The sequence below is a fragment of the Bacillus sp. 01N42_2 genome (genome assembly GCF_056399565.1).
On sequence record NZ_JBFTRO010000001.1, the window covers coordinates 407010 to 433328 of the forward strand.

The 26319-nt window shown below is 46.2% G+C and carries 32 protein-coding genes; 3 read left to right on the forward strand and 29 right to left on the reverse strand.

The features are described from left to right. Positions 1–56 precede the first annotated feature (56 nt). Both AC1DN5_RS02135 and xynA read left to right on the forward strand, forming a co-directional pair. Positions 57–443, forward strand: a complete 387-nt coding sequence (locus AC1DN5_RS02135; protein WP_045926366.1) for a DUF5362 family protein — start codon at positions 57–59, stop codon at positions 441–443. A 451-nt stretch (positions 444–894) separates the two neighbouring features. Further along, positions 895–1536, forward strand: coding sequence for an endo-1,4-beta-xylanase XynA (xynA, locus tag AC1DN5_RS02140; protein WP_016937663.1), 642 nt, complete (start codon positions 895–897; stop codon positions 1534–1536). A gap of 286 nt (positions 1537–1822) precedes the next feature. On the opposite strand, the gene AC1DN5_RS02145 is transcribed toward xynA, so the two are convergent. From AC1DN5_RS02145 to AC1DN5_RS02220, 16 genes are all read right to left on the reverse strand, one after another. After that, the gene (locus AC1DN5_RS02145; protein ID WP_016937662.1) at positions 1823–2227 is read right to left on the reverse strand and encodes an Rrf2 family transcriptional regulator; all 405 of its coding nucleotides are present in this window, start codon (positions 2225–2227) and stop codon (positions 1823–1825) included. A 140-nt stretch (positions 2228–2367) separates the two neighbouring features. Beyond that, entirely contained in the window at positions 2368–4077 is a 1710-nt protein-coding gene (ureC, locus tag AC1DN5_RS02150; RefSeq protein ID WP_016937661.1) for an urease subunit alpha, read from the reverse strand. After that, positions 4074–4448: an urease subunit beta gene (gene ureB / locus AC1DN5_RS02155; protein ID WP_016937660.1), complete on the reverse strand. Its 375-nt coding sequence runs from the start codon at positions 4446–4448 to the stop codon at positions 4074–4076. The genes ureC and ureB overlap by 4 nt, the downstream gene beginning before the upstream one ends. Beyond that, on the reverse strand, positions 4445–4762 hold the full coding sequence (gene ureA, locus AC1DN5_RS02160) for an urease subunit gamma (protein ID WP_016937659.1): 318 nt from the start codon (positions 4760–4762) through the stop codon (positions 4445–4447). The genes ureB and ureA overlap by 4 nt, the downstream gene beginning before the upstream one ends. 351 nt (positions 4763–5113) lie before the next feature. Beyond that, positions 5114–5302, reverse strand: coding sequence for a CsbD family protein (locus tag AC1DN5_RS02165; protein ID WP_016937658.1), 189 nt, complete (start codon positions 5300–5302; stop codon positions 5114–5116). A 73-nt stretch (positions 5303–5375) separates the two neighbouring features. Then, on the reverse strand, positions 5376–5855 hold the full coding sequence (locus AC1DN5_RS02170; protein ID WP_016937657.1) for a hypothetical protein: 480 nt from the start codon (positions 5853–5855) through the stop codon (positions 5376–5378). Positions 5856–5976: 121 nt separating this feature from the next. Beyond that, complete coding sequence (locus AC1DN5_RS02175) at positions 5977–7107, reverse strand: response regulator aspartate phosphatase (RefSeq protein ID WP_016937656.1); 1131 nt, start codon at positions 7105–7107, stop codon at positions 5977–5979. 189 nt (positions 7108–7296) lie between these two features. Then, positions 7297–8322: a GTP 3',8-cyclase MoaA gene (gene moaA / locus AC1DN5_RS02180; protein ID WP_016937655.1), complete on the reverse strand. Its 1026-nt coding sequence runs from the start codon at positions 8320–8322 to the stop codon at positions 7297–7299. 17 nt (positions 8323–8339) lie between these two features. Beyond that, positions 8340–9128: a formate dehydrogenase accessory sulfurtransferase FdhD gene (fdhD, locus tag AC1DN5_RS02185; RefSeq protein WP_099744607.1), complete on the reverse strand. Its 789-nt coding sequence runs from the start codon at positions 9126–9128 to the stop codon at positions 8340–8342. 94 nt (positions 9129–9222) lie between these two features. Continuing rightward, the gene (locus AC1DN5_RS02190) at positions 9223–9387 is read right to left on the reverse strand and encodes a hypothetical protein (RefSeq protein WP_007407587.1); all 165 of its coding nucleotides are present in this window, start codon (positions 9385–9387) and stop codon (positions 9223–9225) included. Between the two features lie 85 nt (positions 9388–9472). Further along, a complete protein-coding gene (locus AC1DN5_RS02195; protein ID WP_016937653.1) occupies positions 9473–10153 on the reverse strand; it encodes a VWA domain-containing protein in 681 nt (226 codons plus the stop codon). 307 nt (positions 10154–10460) lie between these two features. Further along, a complete protein-coding gene (locus tag AC1DN5_RS02200; RefSeq protein WP_045927230.1) occupies positions 10461–11147 on the reverse strand; it encodes a vWA domain-containing protein in 687 nt (228 codons plus the stop codon). Between the two features lie 264 nt (positions 11148–11411). After that, positions 11412–12443, reverse strand: a complete 1032-nt coding sequence (gene spoIID / locus AC1DN5_RS02205; protein WP_188154346.1) for a stage II sporulation protein D — start codon at positions 12441–12443, stop codon at positions 11412–11414. 202 nt (positions 12444–12645) lie between these two features. Then, on the reverse strand, positions 12646–13956 hold the full coding sequence (gene murA, locus AC1DN5_RS02210) for a UDP-N-acetylglucosamine 1-carboxyvinyltransferase (protein ID WP_016937650.1): 1311 nt from the start codon (positions 13954–13956) through the stop codon (positions 12646–12648). Positions 13957–13989: 33 nt separating this feature from the next. Beyond that, positions 13990–14730 (reverse strand): YwmB family TATA-box binding protein, encoded by a 741-nt coding sequence (locus AC1DN5_RS02215; RefSeq protein WP_327814746.1) that lies wholly within the window; start codon positions 14728–14730, stop codon positions 13990–13992. A 141-nt stretch (positions 14731–14871) separates the two neighbouring features. After that, positions 14872–15102 (reverse strand): DUF1146 family protein, encoded by a 231-nt coding sequence (locus AC1DN5_RS02220; RefSeq protein ID WP_007614366.1) that lies wholly within the window; start codon positions 15100–15102, stop codon positions 14872–14874. A gap of 172 nt (positions 15103–15274) precedes the next feature. Between AC1DN5_RS02220 and AC1DN5_RS02225 the strand changes: the two genes are divergently transcribed. Continuing rightward, a complete protein-coding gene (locus AC1DN5_RS02225) occupies positions 15275–15745 on the forward strand; it encodes a hypothetical protein (RefSeq protein WP_045927227.1) in 471 nt (156 codons plus the stop codon). 44 nt (positions 15746–15789) lie between these two features. On the opposite strand, the gene AC1DN5_RS02230 is transcribed toward AC1DN5_RS02225, so the two are convergent. From AC1DN5_RS02230 to rpiB, 13 genes are all read right to left on the reverse strand, one after another. After that, positions 15790–16188 (reverse strand): F0F1 ATP synthase subunit epsilon, encoded by a 399-nt coding sequence (locus tag AC1DN5_RS02230; protein WP_013353907.1) that lies wholly within the window; start codon positions 16186–16188, stop codon positions 15790–15792. Positions 16189–16211: 23 nt separating this feature from the next. Beyond that, the gene (gene atpD, locus AC1DN5_RS02235) at positions 16212–17633 is read right to left on the reverse strand and encodes a F0F1 ATP synthase subunit beta (protein WP_045927226.1); all 1422 of its coding nucleotides are present in this window, start codon (positions 17631–17633) and stop codon (positions 16212–16214) included. A gap of 25 nt (positions 17634–17658) precedes the next feature. Continuing rightward, positions 17659–18522, reverse strand: coding sequence for an ATP synthase F1 subunit gamma (gene atpG / locus AC1DN5_RS02240; RefSeq protein WP_049627570.1), 864 nt, complete (start codon positions 18520–18522; stop codon positions 17659–17661). A 75-nt stretch (positions 18523–18597) separates the two neighbouring features. Then, positions 18598–20106 carry a F0F1 ATP synthase subunit alpha gene (gene atpA, locus AC1DN5_RS02245; protein WP_016937645.1) on the reverse strand — a complete coding sequence of 503 codons (1509 nt, stop codon included), beginning with the start codon at positions 20104–20106 and terminating at the stop codon, positions 18598–18600. A gap of 16 nt (positions 20107–20122) precedes the next feature. Then, the gene (locus tag AC1DN5_RS02250; protein ID WP_003151169.1) at positions 20123–20668 is read right to left on the reverse strand and encodes a F0F1 ATP synthase subunit delta; all 546 of its coding nucleotides are present in this window, start codon (positions 20666–20668) and stop codon (positions 20123–20125) included. Next, a complete protein-coding gene (gene atpF / locus AC1DN5_RS02255; RefSeq protein WP_016937644.1) occupies positions 20665–21177 on the reverse strand; it encodes a F0F1 ATP synthase subunit B in 513 nt (170 codons plus the stop codon). Before atpF ends, AC1DN5_RS02250 begins: the two co-directional genes overlap by 4 nt. A gap of 141 nt (positions 21178–21318) precedes the next feature. Further along, on the reverse strand, positions 21319–21531 hold the full coding sequence (gene atpE, locus AC1DN5_RS02260; RefSeq protein WP_003151167.1) for a F0F1 ATP synthase subunit C: 213 nt from the start codon (positions 21529–21531) through the stop codon (positions 21319–21321). Between the two features lie 46 nt (positions 21532–21577). After that, positions 21578–22312 carry a F0F1 ATP synthase subunit A gene (atpB, locus tag AC1DN5_RS02265; RefSeq protein ID WP_016937643.1) on the reverse strand — a complete coding sequence of 245 codons (735 nt, stop codon included), beginning with the start codon at positions 22310–22312 and terminating at the stop codon, positions 21578–21580. A gap of 7 nt (positions 22313–22319) precedes the next feature. Next, on the reverse strand, positions 22320–22703 hold the full coding sequence (gene atpI, locus AC1DN5_RS02270) for an ATP synthase subunit I (RefSeq protein WP_013353910.1): 384 nt from the start codon (positions 22701–22703) through the stop codon (positions 22320–22322). A 419-nt stretch (positions 22704–23122) separates the two neighbouring features. Next, positions 23123–23752 (reverse strand): uracil phosphoribosyltransferase, encoded by a 630-nt coding sequence (gene upp / locus AC1DN5_RS02275; protein WP_016937640.1) that lies wholly within the window; start codon positions 23750–23752, stop codon positions 23123–23125. A 134-nt stretch (positions 23753–23886) separates the two neighbouring features. Further along, on the reverse strand, positions 23887–25134 hold the full coding sequence (gene glyA / locus AC1DN5_RS02280; RefSeq protein ID WP_060964057.1) for a serine hydroxymethyltransferase: 1248 nt from the start codon (positions 25132–25134) through the stop codon (positions 23887–23889). Positions 25135–25281: 147 nt separating this feature from the next. Further along, a complete protein-coding gene (locus AC1DN5_RS02285; RefSeq protein WP_099744610.1) occupies positions 25282–25824 on the reverse strand; it encodes a TIGR01440 family protein in 543 nt (180 codons plus the stop codon). 13 nt (positions 25825–25837) lie between these two features. After that, positions 25838–26287, reverse strand: a complete 450-nt coding sequence (gene rpiB / locus AC1DN5_RS02290; protein ID WP_016937637.1) for a ribose 5-phosphate isomerase B — start codon at positions 26285–26287, stop codon at positions 25838–25840. Between the last annotated feature and the right edge of the window lie 32 nt (positions 26288–26319).

The following is a 26319-nucleotide window of genomic DNA, read 5'->3' on the forward strand; positions in this document are numbered from 1 at the left end:
GACCGAATAGTGTATAAATGAAAAGTGAGTATTTTTTTGTAAAGGAGTGCCATGTTTTGAAACCTGAATCAGTGAATCGTTCGCTTATTTCTATTTCGAAATGGGGAAAAGCGACAGGTATTTTATTCATTATTATGGGCGCATTTGCGGCGCTGGGGGGTGCGTTTTTCTTCTTAATCGGAGCCATTCCCGGCGTTTTGCAGATTATTGCCGGCATTTTTCTGATGCGCTCGGCAAAAGAAGCCGGACAGATGGCGGAACAGTTCAATGAACTGACAGAGGAACATATGCTGGAGAATTACGCAAAATTCGTGAAAATGCAGGGGATCTACCTCATTGTAACGATCGGCCTGTCCGTTCTCGGCATCATTCTCTTCATTGTCCTCATGACGTTCGGCATTGTTGACGGTATGTTTGATAACATTGATGCAAATACATATTAAAAATCCCGGCGCGTGAGCCCGGGATTTTTTCTTATTCGGCTTACAGCTCCACTATTGCCTTTTAACGAGGCTGTCCATTTCTCTGCAGGTCCTCAAAAAGCCAATTTCCGCCGCAATATCATAAGCGGATTTCCCTCGGCTTATTGGCTATTAAATCCCCTCTTACATCGAATACAAAGTAAAACATGACAGATGACTCCGTCAGATTCAGAAACAAGAATTGTGATTCTGCGAAAAAAGAATAAGGTTATGGCGGAACAGGACCGCCCATAATGTATTTTTTAGGCCTTTGTAATTAAATTACAAATACTCATAATCTTCCCTTATGCATTCGTGATATGATATTGAAGGGAGCGGTCAAAAGCTTTGGCGTTAGTCATTAAGAAGGTTTTAAATCTATACGGGTGCTGCCTCACGTCAAAGTCAGAAAAAATATTATAGGAGGTCACATATGTTTAAATTTAAAAAGAAGTTCTTAGTTGGATTAACGACAGCTTTAATGGGTATTAGCTTGTTTTCGTCAACCGCGTCTGCAGCCGGCACAGACTACTGGCAAAATTGGACTGATGGAGGCGGAATCGTAAACGCTGTCAATGGGTCTGGCGGGAATTACAGTGTTAATTGGTCCAATACCGGAAATTTCGTTGTTGGTAAAGGCTGGACGACAGGTTCCCCATTCAGAACCATAAACTATAATGCCGGAGTTTGGGCGCCGAATGGCAATGGATATTTGACTTTATATGGCTGGACGAGATCACCTCTCATCGAATATTATGTAGTGGATTCATGGGGTACTTACAGACCTACCGGAGCGTATAAAGGTACTGTAAAAAGTGATGGAGGTACATATGACATCTATACAACGACACGTTATAACGCACCTTCCATTGATGGCGATAACACTACTTTTACGCAGTACTGGAGTGTCCGTCAGACAAAGAGACCAACTGGAAGCAACGCTACAATCACTTTCAGCAATCATGTTAACGCATGGAAGAGTCATGGTATGAATCTGGGCAGTAATTGGTCTTACCAAGTCTTAGCGACAGAGGGATACCAAAGCAGCGGGAGTTCTAACGTAACAGTGTGGTAACAGATCATCTTTAATCAGGGGCAGCTAACGGGCTGCTGATCGTTCCTTGAGAAATTTTAAAATCAATATGATTGTGAGTGCTAAGAGGCGACGGTCTTTTAGTTGGACTCCAAATATGGAGCCAAAACCGCAGCCTCTTGATCTTTTACGTTTGATGTGTTTCTCCGATGGCTTTCATTTCATGCCTGCGTTCCTTCGCTTCTATCATAACGGCTCTTCCCGCTTTTCCTCCTTATCCCCTGTAACCATTTTCGTTACACTTCTGACGGCATGAAGCCATCTCTTTTTAACAAAAGAGATGATTCATTACATCATAAAGAGATTTGTTCGCCAGTTCATTCTCCATTGCCCGCTGTACGCTTCCGAACGTCTCATCAAGCGCATGCTGAATATTTTTGCCGACCGGACAGTCCGGATTCGGATTGTCGTGAACCGCAAAAAGCTCTTCCTTATTTTGTACCGCCCTGTAAACCTCTAAGAGGGTAATCTCCGACGGATCTTTTTTCAGGCTGGCTCCCGCAACACCTGCCCGGGATGTCAGAAGACCTGCTTTTTTCAGCTGGCTGATCGTTCTCCGCACTACGACGGGATTGGTGTTTACGCTGTCCGCAATCATATCTGACGATGCCCGTTCATCCGTTGAGATCAGCGAAAGAATGTGAATGGCCACAGCAAGACGGCTGTTAATCATGTTTTTCACCACCGGTGTAACCACTATGGTTACATTTCATTTGTTTTTCAATTATTAATATACACTAAAATACGCGGCAGGATGAAATCAAGTTGACAATTGAGGTGTAAATAGGCCGGCGGAAACCGGCCGGAGAGGGATTAAAATAAGAAATAACGCTGTCCGAGCGGAACATAGCTGACAGGCTGGCATGCCAGTTCTTCACCGTCGGCGAACACCTGATAGGTTTTCGGATCGACTTGTATATTCGGCATCGCGTCATTCAGCTTCATGTCGAGCTTACTCAGCTTGCGGATATTCCGTACGGGGGAAATCATTTTTTCAAGCCCGAGCTTTTCCGGTACGCCGTTTGCGATACCGGCCTGGGACATAAATGTAATAGACGTATTGCGGTTTGCTTTCCCGTAGGATGCGTACATCTGGCGCATAAACACAGGCTCAGGCGTCGGAATGGAAGCATTCGGGTCTCCCATCTGGGCGCGGGCGATCATGCCCCCTTTGAGCACAAGTTCAGGTTTGACGCCGAAGAAAACCGGATCCCACAATACGAGGTCAGCGAGCTTTCCTTTTTCAACGGAACCGACTTCATGACTCAGGCCGTGAGTGACGGCAGGATTGATCGTGTATTTGGCGACATAGCGTTTGGCGCGCACATTATCATTGCCGCTTTCTCCTGAAAGAGCGCCCCGCTGCTTCTTCATTTTATCGGCAACCTGCCATGTCCGGATAATCACTTCTCCCACCCTGCCCATCGCCTGCGAGTCAGATGATGTCATGCTGATCGCGCCGATATCGTGCAGAATATCCTCCGCCGCGATGGTGGCCGCTCTGATGCGTGAATGACTGAACGCCACGTCTTCAGGGACTTTTGAATCTAAATGATGGCAGACCATCATCATATCAAGATGCTCGTCCATCGTGTTGACCGTATACGGAATCGTCGGCGTCGTAGAGGACGGCAGAATATTGGCGTAAGAAGCGAGTTTCATAATATCCGGTGCATGGCCTCCGCCGGCTCCCTCTATGTGATATGTATGGATAACCCGGTCGCCGATCGCATCAAGCGTATTTTCTAAAAAGCCCGCTTCATTAATCGTGTCTGTGTGGATTGCCACCTGAATATCCGCCTCATCCGCGACTTCCATGCACGCTTTAATGGCGCTTGGCGTTGATCCCCAATCTTCATGCAGCTTCAGGCCGATCGCGCCGGCTTCTGTCTGTTCAATGAGAGGCGCTTTATCAGAGGCATTCCCTTTCCCTAAAAAGCCGACATTGATCGGAAACTGCTCAGCCGCCTCCAGCATTCTCGCCATGTACCATGCGCCGGATGTACAGGTCGTCGCTTTACTTCCCGTCGCAGGGCCCGTTCCGCCGCCCAAAAGCGTGGTCACGCCTGAAGAAAGCGCGACTTCCATCTGCTGCGGGCAGATGAAGTGAATGTGCGTATCAACGCCGCCAGCCGTTACGATTTTTCCTTCGCCGGAAATGACTTCTGTTCCGGCGCCGATGACCATGTGCGGGTCCACCCCATCCATAATATCCGGGTTGCCGCTTTTCCCGACGCCGACAATCCGGCCGTCCTTCACCCCGATATCCGCCTTGACGATCCCTGTATAATCCAGGACGACGGCATTTGTAATGACCAGGTCAAGCGCTCCGTCTTTCCCTGTGATACGGCCGTTTTGCCCCATGCCGTCCCGGATTGTTTTTCCTCCGCCGAAAATCATTTCTTCTCCGTAATTCGTGAAGTCTTTTTCGACTTCAATCCATAAATCCGTATCTCCGAGTCTGACTTTGTCTCCCGTTGTCGGTCCGAACAGTTCTGCGTATTGCTCACGTGACATTTTCATCGGATCGCTTCCTCCATCCATCCGGCTTTTTTAAGATTTGACAGAGTCTTTTCTTTTCCCCGCTCATCCATATACGTATCGGCCATGCCGTTCAGGCCTCTGACCGTTTTTCGTCCTCCGATTTCCACGAGTGTGACGGTTTTCTCTTCTCCCGGTTCAAAACGGACTGAGGTGCCTGACGGGATGTCAAGACGCATGCCGATTGCTTTCTCCCGATTGAAGGACAGGGCGCCGTTGGCTTCCGCAAAATGAAAATGCGACCCTACCTGCACTGACCGCGTTCCATGATTGGTCACTGATACTTCCAGCGTTTTTCGGCCTTCGTTAATAGTGATGGTCCCCTTTGCGACTTGAATGGCTCCCGGCTTCATGACTTCACCTCCGCTTTGATCGGCTGATGAACGGTGACAAGCTTGACCCCGTCCGGAAACGTCGCTTCCACCTGAATGCTGTCCAGCATTTCCGGAACGCCTTCCATAACGTCTTTTTCCGTCAATACGCTGCGGCCGGATTCCATCAGCTCAGCAACGCTTTTTCCGTCTCTGGCGCCTTCCATCAGATAACAGGTCAAATATGCGGCAGCTTCAGGATAATTCAGCAGAACGCCGCGCTCTTTCCGCTGTTTTGCGAGCTCTCCCGCTGTGAAAATAAGCAATTTTTCTTGTTCAACCGGTGTCAGTTTCATCTGTATTCCCCCTTAGTGATAGTCAAACGCAATCCACATGGTCATACCGAGACGATGCAGGCGGTTACCACCCCCTTCACCTCATGAAATGTTAAGTGATAAAAAGTATTCGACGGTGAACGGCCTGATTCCTTTTGCAGAAATTCCAGATTTCTTATTTTTTTAAAACAAACGTTTAATCAAATGTGAAGAGAGATCACATTCTTTGTGAATATTATAAAGAAATTATCGTAAAATTTATAGAATATTTAAAAAGTTAGTGAATATTAACCAAACGAACTGGAATTTTTGTCATTTCTCATAACAAAAAGCCCAAAATATTTTGGGCTTTTGCTTTGTTTCGATATCAAATTAATCGTCACTGAGTTTATCTTTCGTTTCGCCGACACCCTTTTGCAGGCTGCCTTTCGCTTTGTCCTTCTTCCCTTCCGCTTTTAAGTCGGACTTGTTTGCCATGTCACCTGCTTTGTCCTTCGCTTCCCCTTTCATTTTGTTCATGCCGCCTTTTACTTTGTCTTTTAACCCGTTATCTTGACTCATATCCCTTCAGCTCCTTTTTTGTTTTGTGTACTTGTTTTCTTCCCTTTCAGCATTATCGCAAACATGTAAACTCTCAATTATTGATTTCACAGCGCTCTCCGTAGCGGAGCACTTTGTAAACGGCCAATCCGTCTGACAGCTTATTATCCCCGTGTTTGACCGGCAGAAGGGCAAAGAATACATAATACGTTGAAAAATAGACAAATTGGTAAAAAAATAAGTTTGGCTCGAGAACATCTTTCATGATCAGCAGATTTATTATAAAAATAGAAGCGAGATTAAACAGACAGCCTCCGGAATAGACGAGCGCGCTCGTCAGCCGGTTATCTATCCGCAATTCGCCGAATTGGCAAAAAGAATCTATAAAGTAGATACGCCGCACCTGAATCGGCCCCACTTTTAAAAAACGTTTCCCCATACCGATATCCAATGACGCTTTGCCTCCGAACAGCATTGCCATAAAGCTGTGGCCTGACACATGGATGACAGACACCATCGGTAAAATGATGAGAAAGGATACGAAAAACTTTATCATATCATTAAATCCGAACAACAAATCCCTCCTTTCAATCGTCCGTTTTTCCCTCTTTTGCGATTTTTCCGATTTCTTCAACGCTCAAACCTCATAATGTGCATAAAAAAATAACCATCTGCCGATCAGATGGTTAGAAAATTTATATATCGTATAAACATTGTTCTTTTTGAATGTTTTCTCTCATGTGAATCACTTTTTCATAAAAATACGCCGCTTCTTTATATTGCTCATGGGCGCTTGTGTATATGGCAGCCTCCAAGGCGAAATCTTCAATATACACATACAGCGATTTTTCATTCATATAGTCAAACACTTCATGGATTAAGTCCATATTGAGGGATTCCAGGTAAAGCGCTTGTAAAAACTTATATTTCTCTAAACTGAATCGGTCGCCGCGTTCCTTCGCGATCGTGACCCCTTTTTCATAATAAGTAAGAGCCGCTTCGTCATCACGCAGCCTGAAAAGGGTGTGTGTTAAGCTGAACAGCGCCTTCGGAAGCTGTTCAAGCTGATGTTCTTCAAAAACGGGCACCGCTTTTCTAAAATAACGGGCCGCTTCAGCCAGATCACGCTTTTCAGAATAACAATTCCCCAGATTGTAAAGCGAAGACCCGATCAGGCGGGGCTGTCCTTCAAGCAAAGAAAGGCGGAGCGCTTCGTCTAAATGCTCAAGCGCTTTGTCGTAGTTTTTGCAGTCGATATAGTTTCCTGAGATGACGAAATGGCACTGTATTCTCCGCACTCTGTAAAAATCGTGTTTCATATATGTATCCAGCGCCTGAATCCCGTGATTCATGGAGAAATGAGTCTGCTTCATGACGTAAAACACTTCAGACATCTTGAAATGGAATTCCGCCCTCTCTATATCATCCTCGACAAATGAAAGGAGTTTTTCCGCTTTCCGGTAAAAAGAAATAGCCGCAACATAGTTATTCTGATCGAACTCATACATTCCTCTGAACAAATGGAAATAATACTCGGACAGTCCCGATATGCTGTCCGTGCTTTCGATCGTCTTTTGCAGCTCGCTGTACTGAATTTGAGATTGTTCGGTGAAATCCGGCTTGACGTAATCAAGCATAATATGATGGCGGTAGCTGATCAGCTGGTAATATAACAGCAGCAGCTGGTCTTCCTCCATACGTTGTATATCCTCATCAATTTCCTCTTTCAGCTTTATGGCATCAGCCGCTTGAAACGCTAAAATGTGCTTGTACCATTTGTTGATCTTGACTCCAACTTGAGATGACGGAATCTCGTATGCGGTCATGCCCCTTTCACAACCTTTTCTAATTTCTATTGGTTATATTTTAACATATTGTATGGCTTTGGAATTGAATAACTTGATCGTCCTGCATCAAAATTCCTATCATATATTTCGGCCGGCATCGGTTTTTTTTGAACAGGCCGGAGCTTCATTTGAATAAAAAAGCCTGCCCTTGTTCGGGCAAGCCTTTATTCATCCGCCTATATACGACATTTCCACTTTCTTTTTCCCATCTGTTTTAGAAAGCGCGCGGTCAATTGAATACTGATCCGTGCGATTTCTCCAGACAGAGGCGATGGATTCCGTCAATTCGTCATCAGTCAGGCCGCCGCGCACAAGCTTCCGCACATCGAAGCCGCTAGAAGCGAACAGGCACGTAAAAAGCTCGCCCCTTGCCGACAGACGCGCTCTGTTGCAGGAGGCGCAAAATGCATCCGAGACGGAGGAAATCACGCCGATTTCGCCGGAACCGTCGAGATAGCGGAATCTGGAAGCGACCTCTCCTTTATAATTCGCTTCTATCGGCTCCGCCGGCATGTGCTGATTGATCAGATCAATGATCTCAGCCTTCGTGATGACGTCTTTTTTATTCCATTGATTTGTATTGCCGACATCCATAAATTCAATAAACCGAAGAATATGACCCTTTTCTTTAAAATAACGGGCCATCGGCAGGATGTCTTTTTCATTGACGCCCTTTTGAACAACCATATTGATTTTCACACCGAGTCCGGCTGCTTTTGCCGCTTCAATGCCCTCGAGCACCTTGTTCACCGAGACGCCGCGGCCGTTAATGGCCTTAAACCGCTCATCCTCTAAAGAATCAAGACTGACGGTCACGCGATGCAGCCCCGCCTGCTTCAGCTTTTCCGCATACACGGGAAGCAGAGAGCCGTTCGTTGTCATCGCAATATCGTTAAGCCCCGGGATGCGCGCAAGCTTTTTGATCAATTCAGGCATATCTTTTCTCATCAGCGGCTCCCCGCCCGTCAGCCTGATTTTTTCAACGCCGAAGCGGCCGACAAACAGTTTGGCAAGCCGTTCAAGCTCCTCAAATGAGAGCAGTTCCGTCTTTTGCAGAAATGGATAATCCGGTCCGAACAGTTCGGCTGGCATACAGTACGTGCATCTGAAATTGCAGCGGTCGGTTACAGAGATACGGAGATCCCTGAGCGGCCTTTCCCTTTTGTCTGACACGCGGCGCGTTTCTGTATTCATAAGCCCAAGACCCCTTTCTATTGTTCAACCCGTTCAGGATGTGTGTATACGTTAAACGATCCGTTTCTGACAAAGCCTATCGCCGTCATGTTCAGCTCTTCCGCCATTTGCAGCGCAAGCTCCGTCGGCGCCGATTTTGAAATGACAATCGACACGCCGATTTTTGCGGCTTTCAATAAAACCTCTGAGGAAATCCGTCCGCTGAAGACAATCAGCTTGTCACGGACCGGCACTCCGTTTTTCAGGCAGTTGCCGTACAGCTTATCCAGCGCATTGTGGCGCCCGATATCCGTCCTCATGAAGAGCATCTTTTCCGTATCGCACAGCGCCGCATTATGGACGCCGCCCGTTTCCTGGAATGTGCCGCTTTCGCTTTGCATCTCCTTCATGAGGCGAAGACACGTTTCAGGAGTTATGGTGATGCGGCTGACGGCGGTTTTGGCTGTTTTCACATCCTGCTGAAAGTAAAAATGGCGGCCTTTCCCGCAGCATGAACCGATCACTCTCTTCGTATAGTCTTTTTGCTCAAGCATTTCGGGATTCGTCAGCTCCACATATGCAAATCCGAGACTTTCATCTATCGTAAAACTTTTGATCTCTTTTTCAAAACGAATGACGCCTTCTGACGCGAGAAATCCGATAACGAGTTCCTCTAAGTGGTCGGGCGTGCAGACGAGCGTAACAAATTCCTGCCCGTTCACCATGACAGTCAATGGATACTCTGATACCATCCGATCTGCCGTTTTTGTTAATACCCCTTTTTCATAACGGTATATTTCTCTTACCGCCGTTGTTTTTTCATCCACTGTTTTCCCCTCCGCAGTATCCTTCTCTTTTATTCTTCCATAATCCCTGTATTTTGTCGAATTTGCGGTTTAAAAAAAGAGCCCTCTTCGGACTCTATGTTTCGTTGCGATGATGTCTGCTTAAAATGGTGAATAAAATAACGGCGGCGATAATGGCCAATATACTGACGAATATGAAGGCGGCAAGCTTCAGAAAAATTCCCATCAGTACAAAAACGACTGCCGCCAGCACTAATATAATGCCTGCTCCTTTTAACAACAGCGTTCATCTCCTTTTAGTCGTATCATTCCCGCGGTTCCGTTTTCTAAACAAAAAAGACGCCGCGCGGGCGTCCTTTTTCAGCCTATTCTTTTGCTAAATCCTTTGCAGCGTCTTCCCAAGCCTGTTTGAACTCGTCCGCGCTGTCAGCTGAGACATACGTCCCGCCTCCTGCTTCTGCCGCTTTTTCAAGGCTTTCGCTTCCTTTCATGCCGAAGTTGAAGCCGATGATATTGACGATTGTGTTGACGTTCGCTTTACGGAGCTTTTGAATTTCAGCCTGAGGATTACCGCCGCATGTTTCTTCACCGTCTGTAATCAGGTATACGACGTTTTTCCCTTTAGCGCCGGCCCGCTCAAATTCTTCGCGTGTATCAGAAAGCGCTTTTGCTATCGGTGTCCAGCCTGTCGGTTTAATTTTGCTGAGTGATTGCTCAAACGGAGTCACGGCGTACGGCTGAAGTCCGTATAACGTTTCTGTCGCATTACATGATACGGCTTTGCCGGAGTTTTTATTATTGCCCTTATGGCCGAATACCCGAAGCATCAGATTCGTGTCTTCAGGAAGAACTTTCGCAAAAGAGGTGACAGCATCTTTCGCAACATCTATTTTACGTTCTCCCCCCGTTTTTTGTATCATGCTTCCGCTTGCATCAAACAGCACAGCGACGTTGGTTTCCTCTTGCTTTTTCTCAGCCGCAAAAACAGGTGATCCGAGTGAGAGCGTCAAAAGTCCGACAATCCCCGCAGTAAACATTTTTTTCATTTCCTTCATTCCTCTCCATTTGTTTTTGCCGATGGGCCCCGGCTCTTCTCTATGCTAGTTTAGCTATTTGGAAAAAGATATAGGGCGTGATGCCTTTTGTGGAACGGCGATATATGACCAAAAATGAACAGAATTATGCGCATCATCCTAAAAAGATTGGCTAAATGATGACAGTTTTAATGCCTTTTTCGCCCTTTTTGTAATATAAGTCCGGGATCTGATTCTTTTTACAGTTTTCTCTTCATCTCTTCATGAAAATTTTGTTAAATCAAACATAAAAAAAGGGCCGATAAACGGCACCTTTTTCTTATTCCGCTAATGATCTCGCTTCCATTGTAAAGATACGGTTCATATCCTTTTGGCTGTGAGCTTCGTAATATTTTCCTCCGCCCGCTCCGGCAATCGCATGCAGCTGGCCGTTGAAACCTTCCTTAAAGTCAAAACCGATCACGTTGACTTTAATATGATGTTTGCGTAGTTCTTTCGCCGTCTTAATAGGATCTCCTCCGCATGTCTCTTCACCGTCCGTCAACAGGTAAACGGATTTAAAGCCGAATTTATGAACACCGTTAAAAGAAGCCTTCGCATCTTCTAATGCTTTTGCAATCGGTGTCCAGCCTGTAGGCCCGATTCCGTTCAGAGAGTTGAGGAAGCTTTGTCTGTCAAACTTTTGGAACCCGTACACACCGCGAATGGCTTCACATGATTGAACTTTTCCGGAATTTTTATTATTGCCTTCCGAACCGAAAACCGTCATTCTGACTTGTGATGTAGACTTAATTCGATCCGCAAAACGGATGATTTCATCTTTTGCCATATTGTATTTAGATACGCCGTCTATCCGTTTCGCCATACTGCCGCTCGCATCAAGTAAAATGGCGGTATTGTTTCTGAATAAAAGAGTGTTCTCGTCTGCTTTCTCAGCAGCAAAAGCAGGAGATGCAGCAGTCAGCATCAATCCGAGCATAAGTATGAGTGAAAATGTTTTTTTCATTGCTTTTTCCCCTTTTCAATAGATTTACGTTCAACGCCGAACAATATTTATCGTAAATGAGATGAAAAGGGAAATAAATAGGACGGGCTTCCTCATTATTTTTGCGTACATTCACATAGAAGCGGCATTTTTATCAGTGATTTTCACCCGGTGCGCAGCCATCTGTCCGCAATTGTCAGCCTTTAGCCTTTCGTTATATGAGTCCGTTGGTTGTTTTACCGTTTATGGAATAGTTTTCCGAAAAAAAGACGCTGATGACAGCGTCTACTTTTTCGCCATATATTTGTTTAAAAATGAAGCGGCCTCGGAAATGTTCACTCCCTGATAGTAATGCTTGACGATGTCCGCCACCGATTTTCCCTGCTCCGCCATGTAATTGGCTCCGTACTGGCTCATACCCACGCCATGGCCGAACCCCTTTGTCGTAATGGTGATGCTGCTCCCGTTTCGTTTCCATTCAAAGTCGGCAGACCGGAGTCCGAGTTTTTCCCGGATGTCTCTGCCCTTCAGCTTCTTGCCGTTTATGACGGCCGTCGCCACTTGATGCCCCGGTGTTCTGGCCGTAATCTGCCCCACCGTGCTTTGTCCTGAAAGCTGCACGCCGAGCTTCTGCTGAAACTCAGACACACTGAAGGTCTGGGTGGCGAGATATTTCGGCGATTTCTTATCCCAAGGGCTTTTCACACTCTTTAAATAAGGAATAGCGCTTGTCCAATAGGCTTCCGCATTTTCCGTATAGCCGTTGCTTGTAGAGAAAAAAGATGCCTCAATCGGTTTGTTGTCATACGTTAAAATCTTTCCTTGGGTGCCGGCCACCGCGTTTGTGATTTTCTTAAGGTTTTGTGCGTACTCAGAACCCCATTCTTTTTTCAGCTGGCTCTTGCTTTGATAGACTTGGAACATCTGTGTGTCATCCACCAGCGATCCTTTAGGCGCCTGAACGGCTGAGTCAGCGACCATCAGTCTGACGATGAATGTCCGGGCAGCGAGCGCCTGGGCTTTTAAGGCCTCCGGTTTAAAGTCAACGGGCATTTCGGAAGCTACAACTCCGGTCACGTACTCTTCAAGCGGAATGTTCTCTACAGAATGTTTGGATGTCCGATAAACCGGAATGGATACAGGTGATTCTTTCAATGTTTCTGCTCCTTTTGTCTCTCGTATGGTGTGTGCTGTTTTGTGTCCGGGCTCTTTATTCGCGGCCGCTCCTTTTTCTGCCTGAAACGGAAGAACGAGAATGGTGGGAACAAGAAGAATAAGTACACACAGCCCGGATAGTAGAAATACAATGGGTTTCATATATCAGCTGCCTCCTGCTTGGGATTCGACTCTACTTCATCTTATGGGCAGGGACAAGCTAATATGACTTCCTTTTGGACAGAATCTTTATTCGATTTTTCACGCCAAAAACGTATTCTTTTTTGAAAATCAGAGCATAATAATGATGATAAACCCTATAAAAAAAACAGTATGCCAGATTGACATACTGTTTTTATAACCTTTATGCGTTTAAGTCAGTAACGGCTTCTTTGCTTTCTTGTTCAGCGGCCGTTTCATCAACGACACGCTCAATGTCAGCGCCGAGAGCCGCAAGTTTTTTATGGAAATCCACATAACCGCGATCCAAGTGCTTCAGTTCCGTAACGCGTGTATGACCTTCAGCCACTAATCCCGCAAGAATCAGCGCCGCGCCCGCACGCAGGTCCGTAGCGGCAACTTCTGCGCCTTGCAGCTGTACAGGACCGTTAATGATCACAGAACGTCCTTCAATTTTAATGTCGCCATTCATCCGGCGGAATTCTTCAGCATGCATAAAACGGTTTTCAAACACAGTTTCAGTAATCATGCTTGTTCCGCTCGCACGGAGAAGCAGCGCCATCATTTGCGACTGCATGTCAGTCGGGAATCCGGGGTGAGGCATCGTTTTGATGTCGATCGGCTTCAGCTGGGCAGGACCGATGACACGAAGGCCTTCTCCTTCATCCGTAATTTTGACTCCCATTTCTTCCATCTTCGCAATTAAAGACGTAAGATGCTCAGGAACCGCACCTTTTACTAATACATTTCCTTCCGTGATAGCCGCAGCCACCATAAAAGTACCCGCTTCAATACGGTCAGGAATGATATTATGTCTTACGCCGCGAAGCTTCTCGACACCTTCAATTTTAATGGTGCCTGTGCCGGCTCCGCGGATTTTTCCGCCCATCGCATTGATATAGTTCGCTAAGTCAACGATTTCAGGCTCTTTTGCCACGTTTTCAAGCGTTGTTGTTCCTTCAGCTAATGCAGCTGCCATAATCAAGTTTTCTGTCGCACCCACACTTGGGAAATCTAAATAGATTTTTGCGCCCTGCAGACGGCCTTCCACTTCCGCTTCAATAAAGCCGTTGCCTACTTTGATTTTTGCACCCATTGCTTCAAAGCCTTTTAAATGCTGGTCAATCGGTCTTGAACCGATAGCGCAGCCGCCCGGAAGCGCTACTCTTGAATGACCCGTACGGGCTAATAGAGGGCCCATTACAAGCACTGACGCGCGCATTTTACGCACATATTCAAAAGGTGCTTCTGTTTCTAAAGCGTAAGAAGCGTTTACCGTAACTTCATTATTCTCAAAATGCACATCTGCTCCTAAATGACGCAACACTTCATTAATTGTATATACATCGGAGAGCGTAGGTACATCACATATTACGCTTTTTTCTTCACTTGCTAATAAAGATGCAGCGATAACAGGTAAAACGGCATTTTTTGCTCCTTCAACTTTCACTGTGCCGTTTAACTTCTGACCGCCGCGGACGATGATTTTTTCCAAGGTATTCCCCTCCGCGTCCCTATATTCTCTATATTAATATTCAGTTGTCACGATTGGTGTGCCAACCGTAACGGTATGTTTTTCGCCCATTCCCGCACTTCTAAGCGCAATTTGCACATTCATCTTATGTTTAGATGTCATGATGTAATCTGTCCACTTATGTGTAAATGCAGAAACAGAAACGAAATGAGGCTCAACTACATGTTCAACTGGACTTGCTTCAAATTCTTTCATGAGCTGTTCTGCTTTTTTTTGCAAAACAATACTCATATTATCATTTAAATGACCCTTTAGACAAGTAAAAATATATACTTTATTTTGAAATATGTCATGTGCCTGCCGTTCAAACTGTTCATATGTATCATTCCAGTTTTCCGGTTGCTCCGGGCTCATTTGCTCATATAATAAATACGAAGTTGGGTTCTGGTTTTTGAGGGTAGTGACGAGCTGCAGTTTAAAAGTTGTATGATTTTTTTTGTCAGAATACGTGCCGACAGCCTTTACAATTTTATCTTCTTGAGCGGTTTCCCACTGATATTGCGGATTCTGCGTCTTCAGTTCTTTCACCTTGTCATCAAATTCACTCAGTGACAGGTTCAGATTTTCTTTCGCATGAAGCGTCCACTCATCTACAGTGACATGCTGCCGCTCCATTCCTTCGGCAATCTGGGCAAGCGGAGACAGCTCACTTGCATGAATGGAATGAAATACCGCAATTAAGGCGCTTAAAAAAACAAAAATCAAGATGATACGGCCTGCTCTTTTTTTCTTCATATCGATCTCTCCCCCTTACTCCCATTTTTGCCGGAGCCGGGGAAAGCGATACATGGAAAACTTCGTCAAAACTCGCCAAACGGGTGAAGAAAAATTGGTTTCTCCCCCAGCGATTCCCTTCATTTCAACTGACGAAACACCTTAAAACAAGTATGGAAGCTGCTTCGAATAGGTAAGATAATCTAAAAAGAAGTCAGCGACTGCCGTTCCGATCGCAATGGTAAGAAGAATAATCAGCAGCCTTGCCTGCACTATTTTTCCTTTTCGGATCAGCGGATCAAAGTTGACGGCCTGTAGCGCCCACCATGTCACCGCAATGCATACCAGATGAACCAGAATGCTGATTGCGGCCTGCTGCCCCAATACATTCACACATTCCATCTCCTTTCATTTTTTCCGCCCCTCATATCCTCTCTTATTATATAAGAAGAAAAGAGAAAGATGATCATTTTCACAGCAGAATTTTTATCCAAAATTAGGGGCAATCCCCGCTTAAATGTCCGTTCTCCCGCATGGTATACTTTTTTGGAAAGGAGATGGGAATATGAATCATTCCTTTTTTCATCCGGAAAAGCAGTATGGAGAATCACTGCCCGTATTTGACCATGAGTGGGAAGCGATAGCATTCTACTATGATTATAGACAGTCTCAAACAGAGGAACTGAAAGAATTATGTCAGTTTTTCAACATTTCTCTTGATTATTCACACGGAAGCCTGAAGAAATTAGAAGCTCTCTACTTCCGCAGCATAAAAGAGCTGCTATTGGCGGACTGGAATCTGCCGATTGACGAATTTGAGAAAATGCTCAGTGTGTATGTCATTGATTGCGCCATCAGACACCATGACGATGCCGAATGGATCGTTAAACCATATCCGTATACGGACGGCGCCTATACGACGGGCGTGCGAAGAGGAAACAAAACGTGGCACACTGACAACTGCTGTGAACATTTATATCTGCAAAAAGAAGAGGATCATCCGCTTATCGGCGTCTATGAATCTCTTATGCGTTAATATAGAAAAAGAATCCTTCTCAGACAGCCGAGAAGGATTCTTTTTTAGTTTCCTGCAACATCCAATCTGTTTACAGCCCGCTGTAAAGCAAGCTCAGCCCGACGAATGTCAGTATCATCTGATCGTTTGTTCAAACGGTCTTCCGCCCGCTTTTTCGCAGCAAGGGCGCGCTCTTTATCAATGCTGTCCGCTGTTTCAGCAGCTTGTGCAAGGATAGTGACCTGATCAGGACGGACTTCTAAAAATCCGCCGCTGACAGCCGCCAAGTCGGTCTGTCCGTCTTTTTTAAGGCGGACAGCGCCGATTTTAAGCGGAGCCACGGTCGGAATATGGCCCGGCAAGATACCGAGATCACCGCTCTCGGCTCTTACGCTTACCATTTCAATATCAGCATCATATACTGGGCCGTCGGGAGTAACGATATTGACTTTAACGGTCTTCATGCTTTTACCCTCCTAGGACCAGATTAAACTTCTACACCCATCTCTTTTGCATTCTCAATGACTTCTTCAATGCGTCCCACAAGACGGAATGCATCTTCCGGAAGATGGTCATATTTACCGGAAAGGATTTCTTTAAAGCCTTTAACTGTTTCTTTAACAGGCACGTAAGAACCCTTTTGTCCCGTAAACTGCTCAGCTACGTGGAAGTTTTGAGAAAGGAAGAACTGGATACGGCGTGCGCGGTGAACGACAAGCTTGTCTTCTTCACCCAATTCATCCATACCAAGAATTGCGATAATATCCTGCAGTTCTTTGTAACGCTGAAGCGTTGACTGAACTTCACGCGCCACCGCATAATGCTCTTCTCCGACAATTTCCGGAGCAAGCGCGCGGGAAGTGGAAGCCAGCGGATCAACCGCAGGGTAGATACCCATTTCAGTCAATTTACGCTCAAGGTTAGTCGTTGCGTCCAAGTGAGCGAACGTCGTCGCCGGAGCCGGATCAGTATAGTCATCGGCAGGCACGTAGATCGCCTGGATAGATGTAACTGAACCAACGTTTGTAGACGTAATACGCTCTTGAAGCTGACCCATTTCTGTCGCAAGCGTCGGCTGATAACCAACCGCAGAAGGCATACGGCCGAGAAGCGCGGAAACCTCTGAACCCGCTTGTGTGAAACGGAAAATGTTATCGATAAAGAACAGTACGTCCTGTCCTTGTTTATCACGGAAATGCTCAGCCATTGTAAGACCAGTCAGTGCTACACGCATACGTGCGCCCGGCGGCTCGTTCATTTGTCCGAAGACCATGGCTGTTTTCTTGATAACGCCTGAATCGCTCATTTCGTAGAAAAGGTCGTTCCCTTCACGAGTACGCTCCCCTACACCGGCGAATACGGAAATACCGCCGTGCTCTTGCGCGATGTTGTTGATTAATTCCTGGATTAATACGGTTTTACCTACACCGGCACCGCCGAACAATCCGATTTTACCGCCCTTGATGTAAGGAGCGAGCAGGTCAACGACCTTAATTCCCGTTTCAAGAATTTCAACCTCAGTTGAAAGCTGATCGAATGAAGGAGCTGATCTGTGGATCGGGTCCTTTTGAGCATCCGCAGGCAGCGGCTCATTTAAATCAATTTTATCTCCCAGTACGTTAAATACGCGTCCGAGAGTCACATCACCGACAGGAACGGAAATCGGAGCACCTGTATCAACTGCTTCCATTCCGCGCTGAATTCCGTCCGTAGATGCCATGGCAATTGTACGGACTGTATCATCGCCTAAATGAAGAGCAACCTCTAGCGTTAGATCGATGCTTACTTCATTTTCGCCTGTAGCTGGCTGTGAAACTTTAATCGCATTATAAATCGCAGGCAAGTGGCCGTCCTCGAAACGTACGTCGACAACCGGTCCAAGCACCTGACTTACGCGTCCTTTCTTCATCGCTATCCCTCCTGACAAAATCTTTCTATTCTAAAGCGGCTGCACCGCCGACAATTTCGGTAATTTCTTGTGTAATCGCCGCTTGACGCGCGCGGTTATATGAAAGCGAAAGTGAATCAATGAGTTCTTTCGCATTATCAGTCGCATTTTTCATCGCTGTCATTCTCGCAGCGTGTTCACTTGCTTTACTGTCAAGAAGCGCGCCGTAAATTAAGCTTTCCGCATATTGAGGAAGCAGCACTTCGAGCACCTCTTCTTCATCCGGTTCGAACTCGTAAGAAGCCGTGCGCTTCCCGCCGCTCGTTCCGAAATCCGTTAAAGGCAGCACTTTTTTCTCCGTCACTTCCTGTGAAATCGCACTGACGAAATGGTTATACACCAAATGCAGTTCATCAAAAGCGCCGTCGATAAACATTTGAACCGTCTGACGGGTCAAATCTTTAATCTGAGCAAAAGTGACCTCGTCGCCAAGCCCCACTAACTCAGACAAAATCGGCATCTCCCGTTTTTTGAAGAAATCGCGGCCGACTCTGCCGATTGCAATCACCGTGTATTCATCTTTAGACTGATGGCGTTCTTGAATGGTGCGGTAAGCGTTTCGCAAAACCGAACTGTTAAACGCACCCGCAAGCCCGCGGTCAGACGTAATGACGAGATACGCCGTCTTTTTCACATCTCTTGAGACAAGCATCGGGTGTTTCGCGTTTTTCGCGCCTTTTCCGACGTTAAACACAACCTCCTGGATCTTATCCATATACGGAGCAAATGACTTCGCGTTGGTTTCCGCACGGTTCAGCTTCGCAGCGGATACCATCTGCATGGCTTTTGTAATCTGGCTTGTTTTTTTCGTTGACGTGATCCTTGACTTAATATCGCGTAATGAGGCCAAAGATTTCACCACCTTTATTCTTCATTTGCGTAAAAAGAGAGAAAAAGAGAACCTTTTTCTCTCATCTTCTAAGGGTTAGTTGCTTGGTGCAAATGTGCGTTTGAAGCCTTCGATTGCAGCTTTGAAGTCTTCATCAGCAGGAAGGTTTCCTGTTTTCGCAATGCCGTCAAGCAGATCTTTATGGTTTTGATCAAGGTACATGTAGTACTCTTCTTCAAAACGTCTGATATCCGCAACCGGAATATCATCAAGATATCCTTTTGTCAGCGCATAAAGAATGGCTACCTGTTTTTCAACCGGAAGCGGCTTATTCAAGTCTTGTTTCAGCACTTCAACTGTACGCGCACCGCGGTTCAGTTTCGCCTGAGTCGCCTGGTCAAGATCAGATCCGAATTGGGCGAATGCTTCAAGTTCACGGTATGAAGCAAGGTCAAGACGCAATGTTCCCGCTACCTTCTTCATCGCTTTGATTTGGGCTGATCCGCCGACACGGGATACGGATAATCCGGCATTGATCGCAGGACGCACGCCTGAGAAGAATAAGTCGGATTGAAGGAAAATCTGTCCGTCAGTAATGGAAATGACGTTTGTCGGGATATAAGCGGAGATATCTCCTGCTTGTGTTTCGACGAACGGCAGCGCCGTAATTGATCCTGCGCCTTTAGCGTCACTCAGCTTGGCTGCGCGCTCAAGCAGACGGGAGTGAAGATAGAATACATCCCCCGGGAATGCTTCACGGCCCGGCGGACGGCGAAGAAGCAATGACAGCTCACGGTAAGCGGCCGCTTGTTTGGATAAATCATCATATACGACGAGAACGTGCTTGCCGTTGTACATGAATTCTTCACCCATTGTCACCCCTGCATACGGTGCAAGGTAAAGAAGCGGAGCCGGCTGTGAAGCAGACGCCGTCACGACAATCGTGTAATCAAGCGCGCCATGCTTACGAAGTGTTTCCACCACGCCGCGTACTGTAGATTCTTTTTGACCGATCGCTACATACACACAGATCATGTCTTGGTCTTTTTGGTTTAAGATTGTATCAATCGCAACAGATGTTTTACCTGTCTGACGGTCCCCGATAATCAGCTCACGCTGTCCGCGGCCGATCGGAATTAACGCGTCGATCGCTTTGATACCCGTTTGCAGCGGCTCATGTACCGATTTACGGTCCATTACGCCTGGTGCCTGGCTTTCGATCGGGCGGGTTTTGCTTGTCAGAATCGGGCCCATTCCGTCTACCGGCTGTCCGAGCGGGTTGACGATACGTCCGATTAATTCTTCACCTACAGGAACTTCCATGATGCGGCCCGTTCTTTTGACCTCATCACCTTCACGGATATCTCTGTAAGGTCCTAAGATAACGATACCTACGTTGGATTCTTCAAGGTTTTGAGCCATACCCAAAACGCCGTTTGAAAACTCAACAAGTTCACCGGCCATACAATTGTCAAGGCCGTGCACACGCGCAATACCGTCTCCGACTTGGATGACTGTACCTACGTCATGAACTTCAATTTCAGATTGGTAATTTTGAATTTGCTGCTTTATCAGCGTGCTAATCTCTTCAGCTTTGATGCTCACTTAGGTTTCACCCCTTCTATCGATTTCCTCCGGCAAGTTGACGTTCCATGCGCTCAAGCTTTCCGCTCACGCTTCCGTCATAAATCCGGTTTCCAATGCGGACTTTAATGCCGCCTATTAAATCCGTCTGCACTTCATTTCTGATTCTGAGCGAAGCGATTCCGGCTTTTTTTGCAAACACTTGAGATAATGATAACATTTCCGCTTCTGACAGCGGTTTTACTGAATAAACAACCGCATCCTCTGTCTGACGGGCCTGATTGGCAAGTTTGATAAACTCGTCTGTGAGATCAGGCACAATCGAAGACCGGCGGCGGTCAATCAGAAGAAAAATCGTATGCAGCACAGACTCAGACAGTGCGCCGAACGATTGCTGAATCAGCTCTTTTTTCTTAGCAGCCGATACCTTCGGATGGCTTAGCACTTCCTGTAATCCGGCTTCGTTCCGGAAAACTTCTTTTAGTACGGTAAGCTCTTCTTCGATTTCATTGATTTGAGAAGTCTCAACGGCAATGTCGAAAAGCGCTGACGCGTATCGTTTAGAGACAGCAGATCCACTCATCGGCTCTCTCCTACCTCTTTAAGATAGTCCTGAATCAGTTTCTCCTGGGCTTGTTCATCAAGCTCTTTTTCGATCACTTTCGATGCGATTAAGACAGAAAGTGATGCGACTTGCTCGCGAAGTGCGGAAACCGCTTGTTCTTTTTCTTTGACAATTTCGGTTCTCGCCGCTTCTTTTAATCTTTCAGACTCGGCGCGCGCAGCCTGGATAATATCTTCCTTCTGCTTTTCACCCAGTTTTTTCGCATTTTCAATGAGTGATTGTGATTCCTGTTTCGCTTCTTTTAAAAGAACGCGCTGCTCTTCAATCAGCTTCTGCGCTTCTTTATTTCTTTCTTCAGCGGACGTAATTTCGCCGGTGATATGATCTTCACGCTGTTTCATTATATTTAATAGCGGTCCAAGAGCGAATTTCTTGAGAAGCGCTAATAAAACTAACATAGCTAACAATTGGAATAGGATATCTCCGCCGTTAAACGACAGTCCTAATTCAAGAGGTAATTGAGACATCTACTACGGCAACTCCCTTCTGCAGGTTTTCTCTGCTGATAAAAGCCGTTTCAAGACGGCCTGCTTATCAGACATAAAGCAATGGCGAAGGTTCTCTTAGAGTGATCTTCGCCATTTTTAGTTCATATAAGGCTTTTATGCTTAGCCAAAGAACGCTAAGAACGCGATAACGACAGCGATAATTGGAAGGGCCTCAACCAATGCGATACCCATGAACATAAGAGTTCTAAGTTCTTTTCCTGCTTCCGGCTGACGGGCAATTCCCTCTACCGTACGTGAAACAATCAAACCGTTACCAATACCTGCACCAAGTGCACCTAAACCGATTGCAATCGCAGCTGCTATTAAATTCATGAAAAAGTTCCTCCTTTAAAATGTTATCCGAATTGGATATATGATTTTAATGATCATGACTGATTTTGTGTGACATGTACACCATCGTCAGCATCGTAAAGATAAATGCCTGGATGGTACCGATGAACAAGCTGAACGCCTGCCATGCAAGCATCGGAATAATGGCTCCGACTGTACCGACCAAACCGAGAAAGAAACTGTTTGAGTAGAAATTCGTCGCCAGATTTGCAAGAAGGCCAAGAAGAATTTCCCCGGCGAAAATGTTACCGTAAAGACGAAGTCCGAGTGTCAGCGTATTCGCAAACTCCTCAATGATCTTCATCGGGAACATAAGCGGAACCGGTCTGAGGTAATCCTTAGAATATTCCTTCAAACCTTTCATCTTCACGCCGTAATAGTGTGTTAATGACACGACCATAACGGCTAGAGTCAGAGTAATAGCCGGATCAGCCGTCGGTGATTTCCACCAAAGCTCGTGTCCGACCGTTACAGAAAACGGCAGCCCCAGCATATTTGATACAAATATGTACATCAGCAAGGTTACACCAAGCGCCAAGAAGTTAGCCCCTGTCTTTAAATCCATTGTACTGCCTATAATATTGCGGACAAAATCAACAATCCATTCCATGAAGTTCTGGGCTTTTCCCGGACGGATGGACAGCGTTCTCGTAGTAAGAATCGCAATCAGCAGCACAATCACACTTGCCACAGTAATCATCAGAATGTTTGTCAGATTAAAAGTAAGACCATACAAATCAATAGTTCTGTAATCGTGATTCAATGGGTTTTCACCTCTCTTCCATTGATGAACGTTTGAGCTGAATAATGGAATCTATCATAATGACGGGATAAATTGTCATTAATCCAATAATCACACTTGCCACACTGACTTTGTCGGGATATTTAAAGGCGATAGCCATCGCAAGTATCGCATTGCACCAACGCGCTGCGCTCCCGAGTGATCGTATGGACTTTCCTTTCGCTACGGCCTTGTCAAAAGCATTCATTCTTCTGGTCAAGAGCCACAGATTAAACAAACTGAAAACAGTTCCCAAAAAGAGGCCTAGAAAAACAGTTTTATACGCCGTAAGACCATATCCCAGCAAATAGATTGCCAAGATCACAAATACATATCTCCGTTGTCTGCTGAATGTAAGATTGGGATCGTCCATCAACTATCTGTCTCCTGATGAAAAAGTAATATAATTCCTGGATACGGCATACATGCGGTTAACCCTTTGCAGAAGGCCTTTTTTGTCCCGCAAAAAAACGGCCTGTTCGAAAAAACCACTCATCCTCCTGATGCGGGATGCTGTTTCATTCGCTTAGATAAATCCTCATATAACGGGTTTTTTTGGAGGATTTAAAATGAGGATGGATACTAGAAATGAAAGGAATGAAAACCTTCTCATAATACCCTCGTTTAGCATACAATAGCCCCTAACATGTGTCAATCTGTTTAAAGTTAAAAAACTTTTTATACCGGAAGCATACACAGAATGTTCACAAATTCACCTATAAATGTATGAACTCTCCCCTTTCAGCAAAAATTTGGATAAAAAAAGAAAACCTCTGAATGAGGTTTTCCGATTTATTTTGTTCCGTACAGTCTGTCACCCGCGTCACCGAGACCCGGAACGATATAGCCTTTTTCATTCAGCTTTTCATCCAGGGCCGCGATGTAAATATCAACGTCTGAATGGTGTTTCTGCAGCTCTTCCACGCCTTCAGGAGCCGCTACGAGACACATGAAACGAATGTTTCTCGCCCCGCGTTTTTTCAGGCTGTTTATTGCTTCAACCGCAGAGCCTCCCGTTGCAAGCATCGGGTCCACGACAATAAAATCACGTTCTTCCACATCAGAAGGAAGCTTAACATAGTATTCCACCGGTTTTAAGGTTTCCGGATCACGGTATAATCCGACATGTCCCACTTTGGCCGCAGGGATTAATTTCAGCATGCCGTCAACCATTCCGAGACCCGCTCTCAGGATCGGCACGATACCGAGTTTCTTCCCTGAAATCACTTTGGATGTCGCTGTTTGAACAGGTGTTTTCACTTCCACTTCTTTAAGAGGAAGATCACGTGTAATTTCAAACGCCATCAGTGATGCAACTTCGTCCACAAGGTCTCTGAAATCCTTTGTGCCTGTATTTTCATTCCGAATATATGTCAGCTTATGCTGGATTAAAGGATGATCAAATACGTAAACCTTTCCCATACTGTGTTCAGCTCCTTTTTTGTTGTCCGAGTAACTTTTTCACACTTCTATTGATTCTACAGAAAAAGACAAACAGTTTCAAGAAAATCATAAAAAAACCCGCCGGATTAGGCTTCCGGCGGATTTCTTCCTTATCAATAGTCCAGTTCTTTATATAAAGGAAACTTTTCAGTCAAGGCAGATACACGCTGTCTTGCTTCTTCAAGCTTTGCTTCGTCTTCGTGATTTTTCAGCGCAAGGCCGATGATGGCGCCGACTTCTTCAAGTGCGTCACCGTCAAATCCGCGGCTTGTCACAGCTGCCGTACCGAGACGGATTCCGCTTGTGACAAACGGTTTTTCCGGATCATAAGGGATCGCGTTTTTATTAGATGTAATGCCGATTTCATCAAGAACATGTTCAGCGACTTTTCCGGTCAGACCGAGAGAACGGAGGTCGACAAGCACGAGGTGGTTATCCGTTCCGCCTGATACGAGCTGAATGCCCTCTTTGGTCAGAGATTCAGCAAGACGCTTCGCGTTCGAGATGACGTTTTGCGCATATGTTTTGAAATCATCTTCAAGCACTTCCCCGAAAGAAACGGCTTTGGCCGCGATGACATGCATAAGCGGTCCGCCTTGGATGCCCGGGAAAATGGATTTATCAATCTTTTTGCCGAACTCTTCACGGCAAAGGATCATTCCTCCACGCGGTCCGCGAAGTGTTTTGTGAGTCGTTGTCGTTACAAAGTCAGCGTAAGGAACCGGATTCGGATGAAGGCCGGCCGCGACAAGACCCGCGATGTGCGCCATGTCGACCATGAAGTAAGCGCCGACTTCATCAGCGATTTCGCGGAATTTTTTAAAGTCGATCGTGCGGGGATACGCGCTCGCTCCGGCAACGATCAGTTTCGGCTTATGCGCCAACGCTTTTTCACGCACATCTTCATAATCTATATATTGCGTGTCTTTATCGACACCGTATTCAACAAAGTTGTATTGAACGCCGCTGAAATTAACCGGGCTTCCGTGTGTTAAGTGGCCGCCGTGGGAGAGGTTCATCCCGAGCACCGTGTCGCCGTGCTCTAAAATCGTGAAGTAAACAGCCATGTTCGCCTGAGCGCCTGAGTGCGGCTGAACGTTTACATGCTCAGCTCCGAAAATCTCTTTCGCGCGGTCGCGGGCGATGTCCTCGACGACATCAACGTGCTCACAGCCGCCGTAGTAGCGTTTGCCGGGGTAGCCTTCAGCATATTTGTTTGTTAAAACAGAGCCTTGCGCTTCCATTACCGCTTCCGTCACGAAGTTTTCAGAAGCAATTAATTCGATATTAGTCTGTTGACGCTTACGCTCATTTTTAATGGCGTTAAACACTTGTTGATCTTGTGCAGGTAAATGTTTCATCAGCGAAATCCTCTCCTATCCGTTTCCTGTTCTTTATTTTTACCACCCTTATTGTACATGGTTTTTCAGGTGAATGTAACAGCTTATTTAAAAAAAACACAATATTTAATTGGAAAACACGAACATTATATAGGAAAAGCATTTTCATCATTCGCATTCATAAACGGCGCGAATTCCGCCGATCAGCTTCGGCCTTGTCCGGGCCATCGTCACATGCGCTTCTCCGAGCTCACGGCTTGATATCCGGACAGGGACGGCAACGGGTTTTAAATGCATGCCGATGAACGTATCACCGATGTCAATTCCGGCGTCAGCCTGAATCGATTCAGCGAGCACGGGAGATTGCATCTGCCGGTATGCATATGAAGCCATCGCTCCGCCCGCTTTCGGGACGGGGACGGCTGAAACGATGGGGAGCTTGAACCGCTCGGCCGTTTCCGCCTCAATGACAAGCGCCCTGTTTAAATGCTCGCAGCATTGAAAAGCAAGATGAACACCCGTTTTTTCCTTGAACCGGGCAAGTCCGCCGTAAATCAATTCAGCCCAATCGCCGCTCCCCGCGGTGCCGATCCGGCTTCCCGCGGCTTCACTCGTACTGCACCCGATGACCAGCAGACTGCCGGCCTTAAGTCCGGCCTGCTCTTGAAATTCAGTCAGCATGTCCGTCCATTTTCGCTTCATCTCTTCCATTGTCCAGCACCTCTTACAGATTTTTTTCTTCGTAATCTGCGATTTTGCCGATCCGCCGTTCGTGGCGGCCGCCCGTAAATTCAGTCGTCAGCCAGATTTTTGCGATTTCGCGCGCCAGCCCCGGGCCGATGACGCGCTCCCCCATCGCAAGAACATTCGTATCATTGTGTTCCCGCGTCGCTTTTGCGCTGAAGGTGTCATGCGCAAGCGCACAGCGTATTCCTTTTACCTTGTTTGCGGAAATGCTCATGCCGATGCCTGTGCCGCAAATTAAAATTCCCCTGTCAACTTCACCGTTCACCACTTTTTCCGCTACCGGAAAAGCGTAGTCAGAATAATCAACAGAACCGCTGCCGCATTCACAGCCCATATCAATGTATTCAATCTGCAATTCATCCAGCAGACTTTTGATTTCTTCGCGGATATGGACGCCGCCGTGATCTGACGCAATAGCTACTTTCATTCATTTACCTCCTAGGTGTGGCTGGGCGAAGA

Excerpts from the sequence above, each read along its gene's own strand:
- AC1DN5_RS02225 (WP_045927227.1), top strand. The coding sequence starts at position 15,275 with ATGAATCATTCCTTTTTTCATCCGGAAAAGCAGTATGGAGAATCACTG.
- AC1DN5_RS02165 (WP_016937658.1), bottom strand. The coding sequence starts at position 5,302 with ATGAGTCAAGATAACGGGTTAAAAGACAAAGTAAAAGGCGGCATGAAC.
- xynA (WP_016937663.1), top strand. The coding sequence starts at position 895 with ATGTTTAAATTTAAAAAGAAGTTCTTAGTTGGATTAACGACAGCTTTA.
- AC1DN5_RS02145 (WP_016937662.1), bottom strand. The coding sequence starts at position 2,227 with ATGATTAACAGCCGTCTTGCTGTGGCCATTCACATTCTTTCGCTGATC.
- AC1DN5_RS02195 (WP_016937653.1), bottom strand. The coding sequence starts at position 10,153 with ATGAAAAAAATGTTTACTGCGGGGATTGTCGGACTTTTGACGCTCTCA.
- AC1DN5_RS02230 (WP_013353907.1), bottom strand. The coding sequence starts at position 16,188 with ATGAAGACCGTTAAAGTCAATATCGTTACTCCCGACGGCCCAGTATAT.
- ureA (WP_016937659.1), bottom strand. The coding sequence starts at position 4,762 with ATGAAACTGACACCGGTTGAACAAGAAAAATTGCTTATTTTCACAGCG.
- upp (WP_016937640.1), bottom strand. The coding sequence starts at position 23,752 with ATGGGAAAGGTTTACGTATTTGATCATCCTTTAATCCAGCATAAGCTG.
- rpiB (WP_016937637.1), bottom strand. The coding sequence starts at position 26,287 with ATGAAAGTAGCTATTGCGTCAGATCACGGCGGCGTCCATATCCGCGAA.
- atpI (WP_013353910.1), bottom strand. The coding sequence starts at position 22,703 with ATGGACGATCCCAATCTTACATTCAGCAGACAACGGAGATATGTATTT.
- AC1DN5_RS02250 (WP_003151169.1), bottom strand. The coding sequence starts at position 20,668 with ATGAGTGGATCTGCTGTCTCTAAACGATACGCGTCAGCGCTTTTCGAC.
- AC1DN5_RS02175 (WP_016937656.1), bottom strand. The coding sequence starts at position 7,107 with ATGACCGCATACGAGATTCCGTCATCTCAAGTTGGAGTCAAGATCAAC.
- AC1DN5_RS02285 (WP_099744610.1), bottom strand. The coding sequence starts at position 25,824 with ATGGAAGAGATGAAGCGAAAATGGACGGACATGCTGACTGAATTTCAA.
- ureC (WP_016937661.1), bottom strand. The coding sequence starts at position 4,077 with ATGAAAATGTCACGTGAGCAATACGCAGAACTGTTCGGACCGACAACG.
- ureB (WP_016937660.1), bottom strand. The coding sequence starts at position 4,448 with ATGAAGCCGGGAGCCATTCAAGTCGCAAAGGGGACCATCACTATTAAC.
- AC1DN5_RS02200 (WP_045927230.1), bottom strand. The coding sequence starts at position 11,147 with ATGAAAAAAACATTTTCACTCATACTTATGCTCGGATTGATGCTGACT.
- atpF (WP_016937644.1), bottom strand. The coding sequence starts at position 21,177 with ATGTCTCAATTACCTCTTGAATTAGGACTGTCGTTTAACGGCGGAGAT.
- AC1DN5_RS02215 (WP_327814746.1), bottom strand. The coding sequence starts at position 14,730 with ATGAAGAAAAAAAGAGCAGGCCGTATCATCTTGATTTTTGTTTTTTTA.
- atpD (WP_045927226.1), bottom strand. The coding sequence starts at position 17,633 with ATGAAGAAAGGACGCGTAAGTCAGGTGCTTGGACCGGTTGTCGACGTA.
- glyA (WP_060964057.1), bottom strand. The coding sequence starts at position 25,134 with ATGAAACATTTACCTGCACAAGATCAACAAGTGTTTAACGCCATTAAA.
- spoIID (WP_188154346.1), bottom strand. The coding sequence starts at position 12,443 with ATGAAACCCATTGTATTTCTACTATCCGGGCTGTGTGTACTTATTCTT.
- atpE (WP_003151167.1), bottom strand. The coding sequence starts at position 21,531 with ATGAATTTAATAGCAGCTGCGATTGCAATCGGTTTAGGTGCACTTGGT.
- moaA (WP_016937655.1), bottom strand. The coding sequence starts at position 8,322 with ATGAATACAGAAACGCGCCGCGTGTCAGACAAAAGGGAAAGGCCGCTC.